This is a genomic window from Clostridium sediminicola, from assembly GCF_050402865.1.
Lineage (GTDB): Bacteria > Bacillota > Clostridia > Clostridiales > Clostridiaceae > Clostridium_AF > Clostridium_AF sediminicola.
Genome location: NZ_BAABMF010000001.1, coordinates 746,181 through 761,911, shown reverse-complemented (window position 1 = coordinate 761,911; position 15,731 = coordinate 746,181). Strand labels below are relative to the sequence as shown.

General features: G+C 28.7%; 16 protein-coding genes, 1 tRNA gene and 1 riboswitch. Of the genes, 14 read left to right on the top strand and 3 right to left on the bottom strand.

Annotated elements, in window-relative coordinates:
- Positions 1 to 55: 55 nt before the first annotated feature.
- Positions 56 to 253 carry a cold shock domain-containing protein gene (locus tag ACQ3F0_RS03770; RefSeq protein WP_428863691.1) on the top strand — a complete coding sequence of 66 codons (198 nt, stop codon included), beginning with the start codon at positions 56 to 58 and terminating at the stop codon, positions 251 to 253.
- A gap of 204 nt (positions 254 to 457) precedes the next feature.
- Here ACQ3F0_RS03770 and ACQ3F0_RS03765 read toward each other — a convergent pair whose 3' ends face one another.
- On the bottom strand, positions 458 to 640 hold the full coding sequence (locus ACQ3F0_RS03765; protein WP_428863690.1) for an alpha/beta-type small acid-soluble spore protein: 183 nt from the start codon (positions 638 to 640) through the stop codon (positions 458 to 460).
- A gap of 183 nt (positions 641 to 823) precedes the next feature.
- Positions 824 to 2,362 (bottom strand): N-acetylglucosaminidase, encoded by a 1,539-nt coding sequence (locus ACQ3F0_RS03760; protein WP_428863689.1) that lies wholly within the window; start codon positions 2,360 to 2,362, stop codon positions 824 to 826.
- Positions 2,363 to 2,630: 268 nt separating this feature from the next.
- Between ACQ3F0_RS03760 and ACQ3F0_RS03755 the strand changes: the two genes are divergently transcribed.
- The 5 genes from ACQ3F0_RS03755 (at position 2,631) to ACQ3F0_RS03735 (ending at position 6,017) form a co-directional block, all read left to right on the top strand.
- Positions 2,631 to 3,272: an undecaprenyl diphosphate synthase family protein gene (locus ACQ3F0_RS03755; protein ID WP_428863688.1), complete on the top strand. Its 642-nt coding sequence runs from the start codon at positions 2,631 to 2,633 to the stop codon at positions 3,270 to 3,272.
- 126 nt (positions 3,273 to 3,398) lie between these two features.
- Entirely contained in the window at positions 3,399 to 4,007 is a 609-nt protein-coding gene (nadD, locus tag ACQ3F0_RS03750) for a nicotinate-nucleotide adenylyltransferase (protein ID WP_428863687.1), read from the top strand.
- A gap of 10 nt (positions 4,008 to 4,017) precedes the next feature.
- Positions 4,018 to 4,590 carry a bis(5'-nucleosyl)-tetraphosphatase (symmetrical) YqeK gene (gene yqeK / locus ACQ3F0_RS03745; protein WP_428863686.1) on the top strand — a complete coding sequence of 191 codons (573 nt, stop codon included), beginning with the start codon at positions 4,018 to 4,020 and terminating at the stop codon, positions 4,588 to 4,590.
- Positions 4,591 to 4,729: 139 nt separating this feature from the next.
- Positions 4,730 to 5,113 (top strand): RidA family protein, encoded by a 384-nt coding sequence (locus tag ACQ3F0_RS03740; protein WP_428863685.1) that lies wholly within the window; start codon positions 4,730 to 4,732, stop codon positions 5,111 to 5,113.
- Positions 5,106 to 6,017 carry an RluA family pseudouridine synthase gene (locus ACQ3F0_RS03735; RefSeq protein ID WP_428863684.1) on the top strand — a complete coding sequence of 304 codons (912 nt, stop codon included), beginning with the start codon at positions 5,106 to 5,108 and terminating at the stop codon, positions 6,015 to 6,017. The genes ACQ3F0_RS03740 and ACQ3F0_RS03735 overlap by 8 nt, the downstream gene beginning before the upstream one ends.
- Before the next feature lie 13 nt (positions 6,018 to 6,030).
- Here ACQ3F0_RS03735 and ACQ3F0_RS03730 read toward each other — a convergent pair whose 3' ends face one another.
- Entirely contained in the window at positions 6,031 to 7,335 is a 1,305-nt protein-coding gene (locus ACQ3F0_RS03730) for a D-alanyl-D-alanine carboxypeptidase family protein (RefSeq protein ID WP_428863683.1), read from the bottom strand.
- A gap of 146 nt (positions 7,336 to 7,481) precedes the next feature.
- On the opposite strand from ACQ3F0_RS03730, the gene ACQ3F0_RS03725 reads away from it, so the two are divergent.
- The 8 genes from ACQ3F0_RS03725 to ACQ3F0_RS03690 all read left to right on the top strand — a co-directional run bounded on the left by ACQ3F0_RS03725 (position 7,482) and on the right by ACQ3F0_RS03690 (position 15,719).
- On the top strand, positions 7,482 to 8,189 hold the full coding sequence (locus tag ACQ3F0_RS03725) for a ComEA family DNA-binding protein (RefSeq protein WP_428863682.1): 708 nt from the start codon (positions 7,482 to 7,484) through the stop codon (positions 8,187 to 8,189).
- A gap of 108 nt (positions 8,190 to 8,297) precedes the next feature.
- Positions 8,298 to 9,107: an inositol monophosphatase family protein gene (locus ACQ3F0_RS03720; RefSeq protein WP_428863681.1), complete on the top strand. Its 810-nt coding sequence runs from the start codon at positions 8,298 to 8,300 to the stop codon at positions 9,105 to 9,107.
- A 202-nt stretch (positions 9,108 to 9,309) separates the two neighbouring features.
- Positions 9,310 to 10,035, top strand: a complete 726-nt coding sequence (locus ACQ3F0_RS03715) for a helix-turn-helix domain-containing protein (RefSeq protein WP_428863680.1) — start codon at positions 9,310 to 9,312, stop codon at positions 10,033 to 10,035.
- A 210-nt stretch (positions 10,036 to 10,245) separates the two neighbouring features.
- Positions 10,246 to 11,253 (top strand): selenide, water dikinase SelD, encoded by a 1,008-nt coding sequence (gene selD, locus ACQ3F0_RS03710; protein WP_428863725.1) that lies wholly within the window; start codon positions 10,246 to 10,248, stop codon positions 11,251 to 11,253.
- Positions 11,254 to 11,309: 56 nt separating this feature from the next.
- Complete coding sequence (selA, locus tag ACQ3F0_RS03705) at positions 11,310 to 12,704, top strand: L-seryl-tRNA(Sec) selenium transferase (RefSeq protein WP_428863679.1); 1,395 nt, start codon at positions 11,310 to 11,312, stop codon at positions 12,702 to 12,704.
- Positions 12,705 to 12,725: 21 nt separating this feature from the next.
- Positions 12,726 to 14,633, top strand: coding sequence for a selenocysteine-specific translation elongation factor (selB, locus tag ACQ3F0_RS03700; RefSeq protein ID WP_428863678.1), 1,908 nt, complete (start codon positions 12,726 to 12,728; stop codon positions 14,631 to 14,633).
- 85 nt (positions 14,634 to 14,718) lie between these two features.
- A tRNA-Sec gene (locus tag ACQ3F0_RS03695) sits at positions 14,719 to 14,815 on the top strand.
- Between the two features lie 209 nt (positions 14,816 to 15,024).
- A riboswitch (glycine riboswitch) is annotated at positions 15,025 to 15,129 on the top strand.
- A gap of 203 nt (positions 15,130 to 15,332) precedes the next feature.
- Positions 15,333 to 15,719 (top strand): GrdX family protein, encoded by a 387-nt coding sequence (locus ACQ3F0_RS03690; RefSeq protein WP_428863677.1) that lies wholly within the window; start codon positions 15,333 to 15,335, stop codon positions 15,717 to 15,719.
- Positions 15,720 to 15,731 lie beyond the last annotated feature (12 nt).

The window sequence follows — 15,731 nt, the reverse complement described above, 5'->3', positions numbered from 1 at the left end:
TGATGATCTGTGCATACTAAGAATTAAAGGAATAAAAATTTCGGAGGTATAAGACATGACAGGAACAGTTAAATGGTTTAATGGAGAAAAAGGATATGGATTCATCACTACAGAAGAAGGAAATGATGTATTTGCACATTATTCTCAAATTCAAAAAGATGGTTTCAAAACTTTAGAAGAAGGTCAAAAAGTATCTTTTGACGTTGTTAGTGGTGCTAAAGGTCCTCAAGCTGAAAATATAGTTGTTTTATAATTTAAACTTGATTTAAAAACCCTGAAGATTTTCTTCAGGGTTTTATTTTTGGTTAAATATTTATTGACTTTTTCAAAAATATAAAAGGTCTAAAAATACTTAACTAAATAATTTAAAATACAATAAAAAATAATTATAGAAAAAAATCATCTGAATAAGAAAAAGGTGCTTTCTTACTCAGATGATTTTTGTATTACTACTTAATTATTTTAATCCTTGTTCGTATTGAGCTACCATTCTTTTAACCATTTCTCCACCAACACTACCGCATTGAGAAGATGTGAGGTTTCCATTATACTCTGTGAATGGAACATTCATTTCGTTAGCTATTTCATTTTTGAATTTGTTTAATCCTTGTTTTGCATCTGGTACTAATTTTTGAGCCATTATGTTACCTCCTTTTATTTGATTACAATAATAGTTTGCCTTAAAGAAAGTAAATTATAATAGTGGTTTGCAGGAAGAAAAAGTAATAAGTACATGCACTAGTAATATATACTAGTCCAGATATTTTGAGCTCTATTCAAATTAATTTTTAGAAAGAAAATACTATTTATTTAAATAAAAATATTATTTATAAACAGGAATTTCAAAAACAGGTTTAGCATTATTCACTTTATCAATTAAATATTTTATGTTTTTTACTTGTTTATATGCCCACCCAATATCAGTACTATATTGATGCCACTTTACTGAGTTATTATATCTCATTTCATATAAAGTATTTTGGTTGTATTTTGGATTGTTTATATATTTACTTCCTATATAAGCTGCACCTCCAGAAAGAGCAGTTTCTACTGAAAACCAACCTTGTTTGTAAGCATATTCAGAGCCGTATTTGTTTGGGTCACTATCATAAGCACCAACAGCGTACAAGTTATAAGTTATTTTTGGAGTTACAGGATATCCATCCACTTCAGTAACCAGTACACCTCTAGCTAGTACAGATTTACCATTACCTGTTTCTAATAAACTATGAGAAAGTAAGTATAGTGGATTAATGTTATTGGATTTTGAAGCTTCTAAGAAAGCTTGTCCTTTTCCTTCTAAAATTCCTTTGCCAACTAATATATTATTTAAATCTTGTGATGAAATACCGTCCATATATCTAAGATCTAGAAATATATATTTACCATAGTCATCTAAAAAATTAAAAGGATTCATATAATAAGATATTATGTTTTCTGTTACTCCTATCCATTTGATTCCTAAATGATGGTCATGAACAGGAGCTCCGTTGGTATATTCATAATTTGTTACTTCTTCTAAAGTTTTATCAAAATTAATAAAATTATATGTTTCATTTAAAGAAGGGGATTGGATAATATCTTTATCCAATACTCTAAAATAACTTGTATAGAAATTATCATAATCTGTATATTGATTTTTGTGATTTCCCTCAATACCGGATCTTTTAATAAATACGACAATTTTATATTTTCCTGAGGCTAGTCCATTATTAATTGATAAAAAGGAATTTTGTGCTTCTTTGTTTAATGAAGTATAACCATCTGTAATTTCTAAATAATTTACATTTTCATATAAATATGTTGCATCATAAAATTCATTTATATATTTATGTATATAAACTCTGTATTCTGTAGCGGTATCAGTACTAGTTTTTATTTTCAAATCAAGCTTATTATTAGCTAGTATAGGTTGTTGTATGATTTGTAAATTGGTTATTTTAGGCAAGCTGCTAAAATTTGTTGTATCTTCGTACTTATCAATTGTACTGAATTTCATACTAAAAGAATCTCCTAGTAGCTTTCCGTTTTTGGATTTCAAACTATTTTCAATTTTAATAAAATAATTTTCATCAGGAATATAATTATTCATAGGAGGATCAATAATAATTGATTTTTTGTTTTTACCAATAGAAATAGTTGAATTAACTAGATTACCATTTTTATCAGTAACTCTAATGTTATTAGATGTAATTGAAATAGGATCAACTTCTGAATTGAGATTTACAGTCCAAGATTTAACAGTTGAAATATTATGTTTATTTTGAAATACAGACAAACTATTCACTGATTTTGAATTAGATATCAAAATTATAAGAAAAATTATTGCGAAAAATTTAATGTAATTATAGATTTTGTGCATTAGAACACCTCCATAAGAAAAGTGTACAAGATTTAGTCAATTGCTTCAAATGCAATATATGTTAAGAAAAGCAAGTATTATAGAATTTAGAATTATTATCATTTTTCATCTTTAAATAGAGAAAATAAAATAAGGAACATAGGGGAAGCCTTTATGGACTTTTATTATTTCTGGATGGAATACATGTAATTTGTGGAAAGAATATAAATAATATTTTGGTAATTGTAAATAATAAATCAAGAGGCTATAAAAATATGAGGTGAAAATATTGAGAATACCAAAGCATATTGGAATTATTCCTGATGGGAATAGAAGATGGGCAGTATTAAATGGAATGAGTAAAGATAAAGGATACAACATCGGAATCGATCCTGGGCTTTTACTTTTTAAATTATGTCAAAAGGAAGGTGTTAAAGAGGTTACTTTCTATGGATTTACACAAGATAATACTAAGAGGCCGACAAAGCAAAGGCTAGCTTTTACTAATGCGTGTATTAACGCTGTGAAATTACTTTCAAATGAAGATGCATCCTTGTTGGTGGTTGGAAATACTGAATCTGATATGTTTCCTAAGGAATTATTACCATATACAAAGAGAAAATCTTTCGGTAAAGGTGGCATAAAGGTTAATTTTTTGGTTAACTATGGATGGCAGTGGGATTTGAATCATCTTAAAAGATCGTCAGAAGATAATAGGAATATTGTAAAATATGTAAAGTCTAATGATATATCAAGAGTAGACCTAATAATTAGGTGGGGAGGGAGAAGAAGGCTAAGTGGTTTTCTACCTGTTCAATCGATATATGCAGATTTTTATGTAATTGATGATTATTGGCCAAATTTTCAAGTACAGCATTTTTATGATGCAATAAGTTGGTATGATAAGCAAGATATCACTTTAGGAGGATAAATTTTACATGTGAGCAGTTTTGTTAAATATATATTTTTTCTAAGGCTCCTTTGTGATATACTATTAGTGTTGTACACTAACATTTTAAACATTAAGTGTTTATATTTATAAAGGAATGATACATTGATGAAGAAAAAAGGAGTTTTAGGTGGAACATTTGATCCAATTCATAATGGTCATCTGCATATAGCTTATGAAGCATTGTATAGGCTTCAGCTTGATGAAATAATATTCATGCCATCTGGAAATCCACCTCACAAAAAAGAAAAAGATATTACAAATGCTGAAACAAGATATTTGTTGGTGAAAACAGCTATTGAAGATGAAGAAAAGTTTAATGTCTCTGATTATGAAATTGAAAGTAAGGGATACAGCTATACGTATAAAACAGTAGAACATCTTTATCAAGTTGAGGCTGATACTGAGTGGTATTTTATTACAGGAGCTGATTGTTTAATGGAACTAGATGCATGGAAAAATGTCGAAGGTATATTCGAAAAATGCAATTTTGTTGTATTTACTAGAGCGGGCTATTCTAAAGAGCAGTTATTAACTCAAAAAAGATTAGTTGAAGAAAAATATGATAAAGAAATAATATTTTTAGACATGCCTTTAATAGATATTTCATCTACTTTTATTCGGGAAAAAATTAGCAATTGTAAAGAAGTTTCATACTTAATACCATGGAATTTACATAATAAGATAAAAGAATTACGATTATATAAGAAGAGTTGAGAGGTAAATTATGTGGAGTGAGGAAAAAATTATTAAATATATAAAGGCTAATTTAAAAAAAACAAGATTTGAGCACTGTATTGGAGTAAAAGATACAGCGGTAAAACTTGCAAAGCAAAATGGTGTTGATGTTCAAAAGGCATTGATAGCTGCTCTTGTACATGACTGTGCTAAATATCTTAGTGATGGAAAGCTTATTGAATACAGCAAAAAGTATGGTTTTAAATTAGATGAAGTCACACTAAAAAATCCTTCTTTGCTACATGGAGTTGCTGGAGCATATATTGCAAAAACTGAGATGAAAATAGAAGACAATGAAATTTTAAATGCTATTATATATCATACGACAGGTAGAAAAAATATGAGCTTGTTAGAAAAGATTATTTATATAGCAGATTATATTGAACCTAGTAGAAATTTTCCTGGAGTAGATATTTTGAGAAAAAAAACTTTTAGCAATTTGGATGAAGGATTGTTATTAGGATTGGATAATACCATAAATTATATAATTAAAAGAGGCCAATTGCTACATATAGATACAGTTAATGCTAGAAATGATTTGATTTTAAAGGCAAATATATGATTTTACAAAAAGATTTTTTATATTAAAAAAATTTTTTATAAAAAATTTATCTTGTTTATATTGAAAAGTTTAAGAAAAGTTAGTAAAATATAAGTTAGTTGAACAGTTAGTATACAAATAATATAAATGGAGGCTTATTATGGAAAAACAAATTATTAGTACAAAAAAAGCACCGGCTGCTATTGGGCCATATTCTCAAGCAATAAAGGTAGGAAATTTATTATTTACTTCTGGTCAAATTCCAATAAACCCAGAAACAGGGGAATTCATCAATGATAACGTAGAAATGGCAACAGAGAGAGTTTTTCAAAATATTATAGCAGTATTAGAAGAAGCAGGAACTACTTTAGACAAAGTTTTTAAAACTACTGTTTTCTTAAGAGATATGAATGATTTTGCAAAAGTTAATGAAGTTTATGCTAAGTACTTCACTAAAGATCAACCTGCAAGATCTTGTGTTCAAGCTGGTAAATTACCAAAAGATGCTCTACTTGAAATGGAAGTTGTTGCTATAGTTGAATAATTGTCTTGACTTTAATATTAAGTCTAGGTATCAAGGGTATAAAGTTCAAGTTTACATGCGTGAAGTTCTGGAATTTTCCAGTAGATTTTGCAGGAAAACTGCAAAAGAAGGTAGAATTGAAATAAATTTTAGGAAAGCTACCTTGTTTTCAAAATTATCTGAAGGTGATAAACTTAGAATTTATTTACCGGAAGAGGATGAGAATGTTATTGAACCTGACGAACTGGAATTAAATATTCTTTATGAGGATGATTTGATAATTGCTGTAGAAAAGAAACCTGGTATTGTTGTACATCCTACAAAAAAACATATAAGAGAAACTTTACTTAATGGAGTGGCTTACTATTTAGCAGATAAGGGTATAAAAACTATGCCTCGTTTGATAAGTAGGTTAGATAGAGATACTACAGGTGTTATTGTTATAGCAAAAAACTCTTTTGGTCACATGAGATTAGCCAAAGAAATGGAAAAGAAGACTTATAAAAAAGAATATTTTGCTATAGTTCATGGTATGATTCAAAAAAAAAGTGATATAATTGATAAACCAATACATAGTATTGATGGTGAAATAAAAAGGTTTATTGATAAGGCTGGTAAAAGAAGTATTACTAAATATGATTTAATTAGTTGTAATGAGATAGGCTCTTTGATTAAATTAGAACTTATTACAGGAAGAACCCATCAAATTAGAGTTCATATGAGTAGTATTGGTCATTCTTTATATGGAGACTCTTTATATGGTGAAGAAGCTACAAAGCTATTAGATAGACAAGCGCTTCATGCATACTCTGTTGAGTTTCCGCATCCTATAGAAAAGAAGGTAATAAGAATAACATGTCCATTACCTGAAGATATGAATGTATTAATCAAAAAATTATCACTTAAAAAAGGTTCCTTTCAATAAAGGAACCTTTTACTTATTTCTTATAATATTTATGAAAATATGCATTTCTTCTCATTAGTTGGTATTTTGCTTTTCTTCTTTTTTTATCTCTATATACTTTTCTCGTTCTTAAAATAATGACAATTATCAGTAGAGCCAGTCCTAAAAATTTCAGAATAGTTAGTATTGAACTAAACAAACTTTTTTCATTTTCATTTATCGTTGGGAATACAGGTTTTTTATAAGAATAATCTTCATCAGCAACTACAGGAATTTCACCTATTTTTTTCTCACCTAGTAAAACATCTGCTGCTAGAATCGTATCGCCTTTTTTAAATGAAGTTTTTGACAAATCCTTTTCAATTATTTTAAAAGTTGGTTCTTCAGTAGTGGTATTATCAAGTAAATATTTGAAATCAGAACCTGCTGATACTGGAATAGAAGTAGTTTCATTAACATTATAAGTTTGAATCAAATCTCCTTTACTTTTAATATTAACTTTAGAATAATTTTCAAAACCCCAATCAAATAATTTACCAACATCATCCCAATAAGTGCGTTGTTCATCATGAAGAAGAACTGCAACAAGTCGTACTTCCTCTTTTTTTGCTACAGCAACATATGAGTGTTTAGATTGGATAGTATAGCCAGTTTTACCACCTTCACAACCTTCGTAATAATATTTCTCTGTTTTTTGAATTAATCTATTTTTATTCCAGAGGTTTCTTTGTTCAGGTTGTTTATTAGTTGGTTCAATATGATGTATTGATGTAGTGGCTATTTCCACAAACTCAGGATATGTCCACAGTTCTTTTAAAATTAATGCAAGGTCATAAGCAGTAGTTCTATGATTATCATCATATAGACCATGAGGATTAACAAAATTTGTGTTTTTGCAACCTAGTTCCTCTGCTCTTTTATTCATTAATAATGCAAATTCTTCTGTAGAACCGGAAATATGTTCAGCTATAGCTTCAGCAGAATCATTGGCAGATTGAAGTAGTAGTGAATATAGTAAATCTCTCATTGAAAGTTTTTCGCCTTCATTTATATATATTTTACTTCCATCTGCAAATGGAGGAGCTTTACCTATTGTAACTTCATCATCCAAATTCGTATTTTCTAAAGCTATTAAAGCAGTCATTATCTTTGTAGTTGATGCAGGTGGGTATTGATTATCAAGATTTTTGGAATAAATAACATTTCCAGAGTCAGCATCCATTAGTACGACACCATCTGCTGATATAATTGGAGGTTCAGTACCTGTTGCAAATACATTTGCTGAAAATAAACCTAATATAATTATTATTGTCAAGAAACCCCTGTAAATTTTACGCATAAAATACCTCCTAGTCATTTATGTTTTTAGTATAACAAAAAAATACATTATTATCAAAATACTTTTTCCATTTTTAGTGTTTATTATAAATCTAAAATGTTAAGAATTTAAAAATAAAAAGAATATTTTGATATGAGGGTGATAATTTGAATGAAAAAAATAAAACTATTGGCACTTTAGTCATTGGTATAATTGTTTGCGTTTTTTTAACTGTCGGATATTATATTACAAATAAAAATGTTGTTAGTAATAAAAATGAAGATATTTTTGAAGAACAAATTGTTGAAGATACAAAAAATGATAAAGAAATAGAAGAAATATTAGTGGATAATTCTGATGTTATAGATCAAGAAAAAAATAAAAAATTAATTATGGTTGAAATAAAAGGTTTTGTTCAGAATCCTAATGTTTATTCCTTGGAAGAAGGAAGCAGGTTGTATGATTTGATAGATTTAGCAGGGGGATTTGATAAAAATGCATACACCAAAAATTTGCATTTAGCTGAAAAGATATATGATGAAGAAACTATTGTAGTATATAGCACAGTAGAAGCAAAAGAATTTGGAGATAATCTAGTTAGTGTATTCAATAGTAGTGAAAATGACATTGTGATAGATAATAATTATGACATGGAGAAAGGCCAAGATTCTAAAAGTTCTAATTTAGTAAATATAAATACAGCAGATAAAAATGCTTTGAAAACCTTAAATAGTATAGGAGATGTTACAGCTGAAAAGATAATTAATTATAGAAAAGAAAATGGTACTTTTAAAAGAATTGAGGATATTAAGAAAGTAAGTGGTATAGGAGATAAGACTTTTCTAAACTTTAAGGATGAAATTTGTGTAAACTAAAAATATATTGAATATTAGGATTACTAATAAGCTTTAGAAATAATATATGTTATAATAGATTTTTAGTAATATTATTTTAATCTTATGAAAGCAATGGAGTAGAAAAATATGAAAAAGTATGATTCAAAATCAATTAATTTTTGTGAAACTGCAATATTCATTGAAGCAGTAATTAAGGAAGGATGTAAAACAATATTATTAAATAAAGACATACCTTTAGACGTCAAGGAAAAGGGTGAGCAGGATATAGTTACTGCAAAAGATATTTCTATGGAAAATTATATTGTATCCAAAATACTTGAAAAATTTCCACAGCACAAAATAATTGGTGAAGAAAGTTGTAATGATGACTTGACAAATGAATACACTTGGATTTTAGATCCAATCGATGGAACTTTAAATTTTACAGTAAATAATCCATTTTATGGTGTGCAAATATGTTTATTGAAAAACAAAGAAGAACTTTTAGCAGCTGTTTATTTACCAGAAATTGATGAGTTTTATCTAGCTATAAAAAACAAAGGTTTATTAGTGAATGGAAAATTGGTGAATGTATCAAAAAAAGTACATACTAAAAATTCCATAATCAGTTTTGGGGATTTTTCAAAATCGAATCCTCAATCTAGAAAGATTCAATTGAAACTAATAGAGGAATTACACGATAAAGTAAATAAAATAAGAATTCAAGGATCTTCTAGTATAGATTTTTCTTTTGTTGCGTCTGGTAAAACACACGCTCACATAATGTTTTCTAAGAGGTTATGGGAAATTTCGCCGGGTATTTTGCTAGCAAGAGAAGCGGGAGCTATTGTGAAAATAATTTCTATGGAAAGTTCAAATTTCAAAGGAAATGTTGTGGTGACAGCTGTAAATAGGGAAATATATGATACAATTACTCAGTCATTAAATAAATTTTAGATTCTAAAAATCAATGATAAAATAGTATTATTAAAATAAACGATGAATTGAAGAAGGGTAGGTGCTTTTATAAAACATGGAAAAAAATAAGCAAAAAAATATGATAGTACCTTATTATGCTAAGGTAAGTTGTTTAAATTCCGATTATCCAATGCATAAGCATGAGTACTCTCAGTTATGAATAATTACACAAGGGAGTGCGGTGCATTTAATTGATAATAAAGAATTTAAGGCAAAGGTAGGGCAGGTTTATGTAATAAATAAAAATTGTAGCCATGGCTTTAAAAATGTTGAGAATTTAGAGATGTATAGTGTGTTTTATAATGATAAACAATTAATGCAATCTGCTGGAAACATAAAAGAAATCTCTGGATTTAAAGATTTGTTCGTAGTGGAGTCCTTTCATAAAAGTCAGTTTAGCGATAAGAATAAAATGATACTTGATTACAGTAGTCAAATGTTTGTAAACTCTATCATAGATAAAATGATTGTTGAGTACAATGAAAAAAAACATGGATTTGATATGATTTTTCATTCTTACTTTATGATATTAGTTACTTTTTTATCAAGATTATATATGTCATGTGTAAATGATAGTTATGATAAAAAAGATAAACTTGCCCAAGCTGTTGAATTTTTAGAGTCTAATTATACAAAAAAAATAAATGTGGATGAGCTAGCACAAAAGGCATGTTTATCGACAAGGCAGTTTACAAGAATATTTAAAGAAAATTACAAGACTACCCCTATGAATCATATCTTACAATTGAGAATAAAATATGCATGTTATTTGTTGGCTAACACTAATAAAAGTATTACTGAAATTGCAGCAGATTGCGGATTTGTAGATAGCAATTATTTTTCAAAACAATTTAAAAAAAATATGAATATTTCGCCTATAAATTATAAAAAAGAAAATGAGAGTTAATTTAAAGAAGCTGAGGTGAATTTTACAGCTTTTTTAGTTTGAAGATAATAGATTATAGACTTGAAATAAGTATTGTTATAGACTAATATAGAAATAGTTTATATAACAAATAAATACGAATCTGAAAATGCGTTTAACGTGTAGATTTAGAAAGATAAAGGAGGAAGGCATATGAGCGTTGAGGCTAATGAAAACTTAAAATTAACTCAAATGACTACAAAGGCTGGCTGAGCTGCTAAAATAGGGCCGGGAGCTCTTTCAGAAATATTAAGTAAGCTTCCAAAAATGGAAGATGAAAATTTAATTGTTGGTATAGAAACTAGTGATGATGCTGCTGTATATAAATTAAATAATGAATTGGCAATTATTCAGACACTTGATTTTTTTACACCTGTTGTGGATGACCCATATATATTTGGACAGGTAGCTGCTGCAAACTCATTAAGTGATGTTTATGCAATGGGTGGAAAGCCTACAGTAGCATTAAATATAGTAGGTTTTCCTAATTGTTTATCTACAGATATTTTAGGAGAAATTTTAAGGGGTGGTGCAGAAAAGGTTCTTGAGGCTGGTGCAGTAGTTGTGGGTGGTCATTCAGTTGAAGATAATGAACCTAAGTATGGATTATCTGTAACAGGAATAGTACATCCGGAAAAAATAATGAAAAATTATGGAGCTAAAGAAGGAGATGTAGTAATTCTTACAAAACCTTTAGGTACAGGAATTTTAAATACTGCAATAAAAGCTGAAATGGCTTCAGAAAATGCTTATAATAAATCAGTAGAGGTAATGACTACATTAAATAAGTATGCAGGTGAAATCATGATGAATTATAATACTCATTCATGTACTGATATAACAGGATTTGGTTTGATGGGGCATGCATATGAAATGGCATCTGCATCAAAATTAACACTTGTAATTGATAAAAACCAAATCTCTTATGTAGAAGAAGCAAAAGAATACGCAGAAATGGGCCTTGTACCAGCAGGAAGCTACAAAAACAGAGAATATTTACAGGGAAAATTTCAAATGATAAATGTTCAGGAGTGGTTGATGGATATATTATTTGATCCTCAAACATCTGGAGGATTATTAATAGCTGCTGAAAAAGAAGAAGCAAATAGAATGTTAGAAGAACTAAATCAATTTTCATTAAAATCAGTAATCATTGGTGAATTTAAAAAGGAAACTGGAATTTCATTAATTGTAAAATAAACTATTAATAGTTTTAAATTACCGTAAAACTTATAAAACTTAAGCGGGTGATAAAGATGAGAAAAGAACTTTTAAGAGAATTACCTAAAATTGACTATTTGTTAAATGAAGATATAGTGAAGAAATATTTACAATCTATAAATAGAGATTTAATAATAGAAGCTCTTCGAGAAGCTATTGATTTTTATAGAGGAGAAATATTAAATGATAGAATTGATAGTTTAGAGAACATAGATATTTTAAATTATTTTGATAAGTTAATAAATGAGAAAACTCAAAATCATTTTAGAAAAGTAATAAATGCTTCCGGTGTAATTGTTCATACCAACCTTGGAAGGTCCCTTTTAAGTGAGGCTGCTTCTGAAAACGTAATGCAAGTAATGAAACATTATAATAATCTTGAGTATAGTATCGAAGAAGGTTCAAGAGGAAGTAGATATGATCATTTGGAGAGTTTGATTACAAAAATTACTGGTGCTGAGGCAGCTTTAGTTGTAAATAATAATGCAGCAGCAGTTATGTTGACTTTAAGTACCCTGTGTAATGGTAAAGAAGCTATAGTTTCAAGAGGTCAACTTGTTGAGATTGGGGGCTCTTTCAGAGTGCCTGATGTAATGGAGCTTAGCGGTGCTAAATTAGTGGAAGTAGGAACAACAAATAAGACACACATGTATGATTATGAGAATAACATTAATACTAATACTGGTGTTTTAATGAAGATTCATACCTCTAATTACAAAATAATGGGTTTCACAAAAGAGATAACTTCAGAAGAATTACTTTATCTTAGCAATAAGTATGACTTGCCAACAATTGAAGATTTAGGAAGTGGTGCACTTGTAGATTTTTCTAAATATGGTTTTACATACGAACCGACTGTTCAGGAAAGTGTGAAAAGTGGAATAGATGTAATTACTTTTAGTGGTGATAAAATGTTGGGTGGACCTCAAGCAGGTTTTATTATTGGAAAGAAAAAGTATATAGATAAAATGAAAAAAAATCAGCTAACACGTGCCTTGAGAGTTGGTAAAATGACTATAGCTGCTATAGAAGCTACTTTGAAATTATATTTGTCTGAAAAAGAAGCAATTGAAAATATACCTACTTTAAATATGATGCTTACAAACAAAGAAATTCATAAAAAGAGAGCTCAGAGCTTAGTAAGAAAATTAAAGAAAACAACTAGTTCATTTACTTTTAAAATAGAAGAAGATTCTTCAAAGGTAGGAGGAGGTTCATTACCTACTGAGACTATTCCTTCATATATTATTAAAAGTAAGAATGAAAAGCTTTCCTCATCAAAAATTGAAGCGCTTATGAGAAAAAATAGTACTCCAATTATTGGGAGGGTAAAAGAGGATGCTTTTGTTATGGATATAAGAACTGTAAAGGATAATGATTTTAATGATATTATAAAAGCATTTGAATTAATAGAGAAAAGTATAGCTTAGCTATAGAGGTTGAGGTGAAGTATGAAGCATATAGTAATAGGAACAGCTGGACATATTGATCACGGTAAAACTGAGTTGATAAGAACTTTGACTAATCGCGAAACAGATACTTTAAATGAAGAAAAAAAGAGAGGAATATCTATAAATCTTGGGTTTACGTATTTTGATCTTCCATCTGGAAAAAGAGCAGGGATAATAGATGTGCCTGGTCATGAAAAATTCATTAAAAATATGTTGGCGGGAGCTATGGGGATAGATGTTGTTTTGCTAGTTATAGCTGCAGATGAGGGGATTATGCCTCAAACAAAAGAACATCTTGAAATACTTCAGCTTTTAGGGGTTGAAAAAGGAATTGTAGTAATAACAAAGTCTGATTTAGTTGATGAAGAATGGATGTCAATGATAAAAAGTGATGTTGCGGATGAAATAAATGAAACATTTTTGAAAGATGCTCCTGTAGTTTGTGTATCTTCAAAAACGAAGGATGGAATAGATAGACTTATTGAAATTTTAGATGATACCGTAGACAAAGCTGATGAAAAAGATAAAGAAGGACATTTTAGACTTCCTGTGGATAGAGCTTTTACGATTTCAGGTTTTGGAACGGTAGTTACAGGAACAGTTCTTAGTGGAACTATAAAAGTAAATGATGAATTACTAATATACCCTAAAATGTTAAAAACTAAGGTCAGAGGCATTCAAATTCATGGAGAAAAAAGTGAAATAGCAGAAGCGGGTCAGCGGTGTGCTATTAATTTAATGAATGTAAAAAAAGAAGATATTAGAAGAGGAGATATAATTTCCGTTCCACAAGCGTTAGAATCAACCTATATGGTAGATTCTAAATTGTTCTATCTAAAAAGTGCGAAAAATGATTTGGAAAATAGGCAGAGAATAAGATTTTATTCAGGGACATCTGAGATAATGGGAAGAATTATCTTACTAGATAAAGAAATTATTAAAGCTGGTGAATCTGGTTTTGTGCAAATTAGGTTAGAGGATATGTCGGCTCTTCAAAGAGGAGATAGATTTATAATAAGAAACTACTCACCTATGTATACAATTGGTGGAGGAATAATAATTGAGCCAAATGGGGAAAAAGCAAAACGTTTCGATGAGAATTATATAGAAAATCTAGAAATAAAAACTGAAGGAAGTATTGATGAGATTATTGCGCATACAATTGAAAAAATTAGTTCAACCTTTCCTAGTAAAGAAGATATAATCAAAGCTTCTGGTAAAAAAGTGGATAATATTGCTGAAATATTATCTGAACTTCAAAATAAGTCAGTTATATTTGCGTTGACTCAAAGTGGTAAGGTAAATTATATTCATAAAAAATATATTAAAGATTTGAGACTTGAAATAAATAAAATATTAGAGGATTTTCATGAAAAATCGCCTTTAGAAGTTGGAATTTCCAGAGAAGAATTGAAAACTAAAGTATTCAGGAAAACTCTTAAAAATAAAATGTATGTAGAAGTATTAAAAATACTTAATAATAGCGAGGAATTTGAAATAAAAGGAAATTATATATGCAAAAAGGAATTCGAAATAAAACTGACTATTGAACAAGAATTAATTAAAAATGATATTCTGAAAGTTTTCAGAGAAGCTAAATTTTCTCCACCAAAATTAAAATCATTAACTGAAGGAAAAAACAATGCACTTGAGTATAAGAGCTTATATGAATTATTAATAAAGAATGAGGAGTTAATAAGAATTTCACAAGATTTAGCTTTATATAAAGAAAATTATGAATTAGGTAAGAATGTTTTGATAGATTTTTTAGATGAAAATGGTAAACTTTCAATATCTGATGCAAGACAAGCGCTTGACACTTCAAGACAATATGCTGTGACATTTTTAGAACATTTGGACCAAATGAAGATAACTAAAAGAAATGGAAATGAAAGAACGCTAATTTAGCAAAAAAACTCTGAGTAAAGAAATTTTACTCAAAGTTTTTTGTTGACAAATATCGAAAAGTGTTATATCATAATAAATGTTTTAAGGGAGTAGATAGGTGCTGGTGTGCCTGCCGGTCTTCAAAACCGTGTTGGGGCGTTAGTAGCGTCCTGGGTGGGTTCGATTCCCACATATTCCCGCCAATTTTTAAACTTAACACTTTCAATGGAAATAAATCTATTTAAAGTGTTTTTTAATACCTCATAAAAAATAAAGTGAGTTGTTAAAAAAACTAAAATAAATGTCTTAATAATACTAAATAATGTCTGTTTTGTTAAGGTAAATATTAAATAAAATGATATAATGTAAACATAATCAATGAAATTTAAACGATAACATAATATAATTCTGATTGACGAATGCGGGAGAGAATCCAATTGGATCGCCGAAGGAAAAAGTTTTAAGAAATGTCTGACTTAGAGCGAAATTCTCAGGTAAAAAGGACCGTATTTTGACAGAACTCTGGAAAGTTTATGATTTTTTTCATAGACACCAAAGGGGCAATTCTAAATATTAGAAGAAACTCTCAGGTTAAATACAGAGAAGTATGGCAAGCTTTGTTTGCTATGCTTCTCTTTTTTATTTTTTAAAATTAGGGTTATATGACAGAAAATTATGAAAAATAATTAATGTAATAATTAATATCTTGAGGTGAGTGAGTTGAATAGCATACTAATAACAAACAATCCTATGGTAGCTGAGAAGTATAAAGAAAAAATGGAAATAATTTTTTTGAAAGATAATAGTTACTTGGATGTTCTATCGGATGTAAGAAATAGAATACATGAAGGACATGAAATTTTAACTCATCCTCTTTCAGGAAGTGTTAAACCTAATGAGACACCTTATAAATCTGTTTTGATATCAAAAAATAAAGGGAAACTTGATATGAAATCACTTCAGATTATTGAAGGTAGTATTGATGTAACAAAGAAATTTTTAAATATAAAAAAATCACCTGAATGGACTAAAGGAATTCTTGAAGATTTTCAATTGATAGATTATTCTCTCATTAAAGGTGCGGTAGAGAGTATGATTCAATTTTAAGAGTATAAATGA

Bases quoted from the DNA above. Each gene is read 5' to 3' on its own strand.
- ACQ3F0_RS03765 (WP_428863690.1), bottom strand. From the start codon at position 640: ATGGCTCAAAAATTAGTACCAGATGCAAAACAAGGATTAAACAAATTC.
- ACQ3F0_RS03740 (WP_428863685.1), top strand. From the start codon at position 4,730: ATGGAAAAACAAATTATTAGTACAAAAAAAGCACCGGCTGCTATTGGG.
- selA (WP_428863679.1), top strand. From the start codon at position 11,310: ATGAGAAAAGAACTTTTAAGAGAATTACCTAAAATTGACTATTTGTTA.
- yqeK (WP_428863686.1), top strand. From the start codon at position 4,018: ATGTGGAGTGAGGAAAAAATTATTAAATATATAAAGGCTAATTTAAAA.
- ACQ3F0_RS03770 (WP_428863691.1), top strand. From the start codon at position 56: ATGACAGGAACAGTTAAATGGTTTAATGGAGAAAAAGGATATGGATTC.
- ACQ3F0_RS03720 (WP_428863681.1), top strand. From the start codon at position 8,298: ATGAAAAAGTATGATTCAAAATCAATTAATTTTTGTGAAACTGCAATA.
- selB (WP_428863678.1), top strand. From the start codon at position 12,726: ATGAAGCATATAGTAATAGGAACAGCTGGACATATTGATCACGGTAAA.
- ACQ3F0_RS03730 (WP_428863683.1), bottom strand. From the start codon at position 7,335: ATGCGTAAAATTTACAGGGGTTTCTTGACAATAATAATTATATTAGGT.
- nadD (WP_428863687.1), top strand. From the start codon at position 3,399: ATGAAGAAAAAAGGAGTTTTAGGTGGAACATTTGATCCAATTCATAAT.
- ACQ3F0_RS03760 (WP_428863689.1), bottom strand. From the start codon at position 2,362: ATGCACAAAATCTATAATTACATTAAATTTTTCGCAATAATTTTTCTT.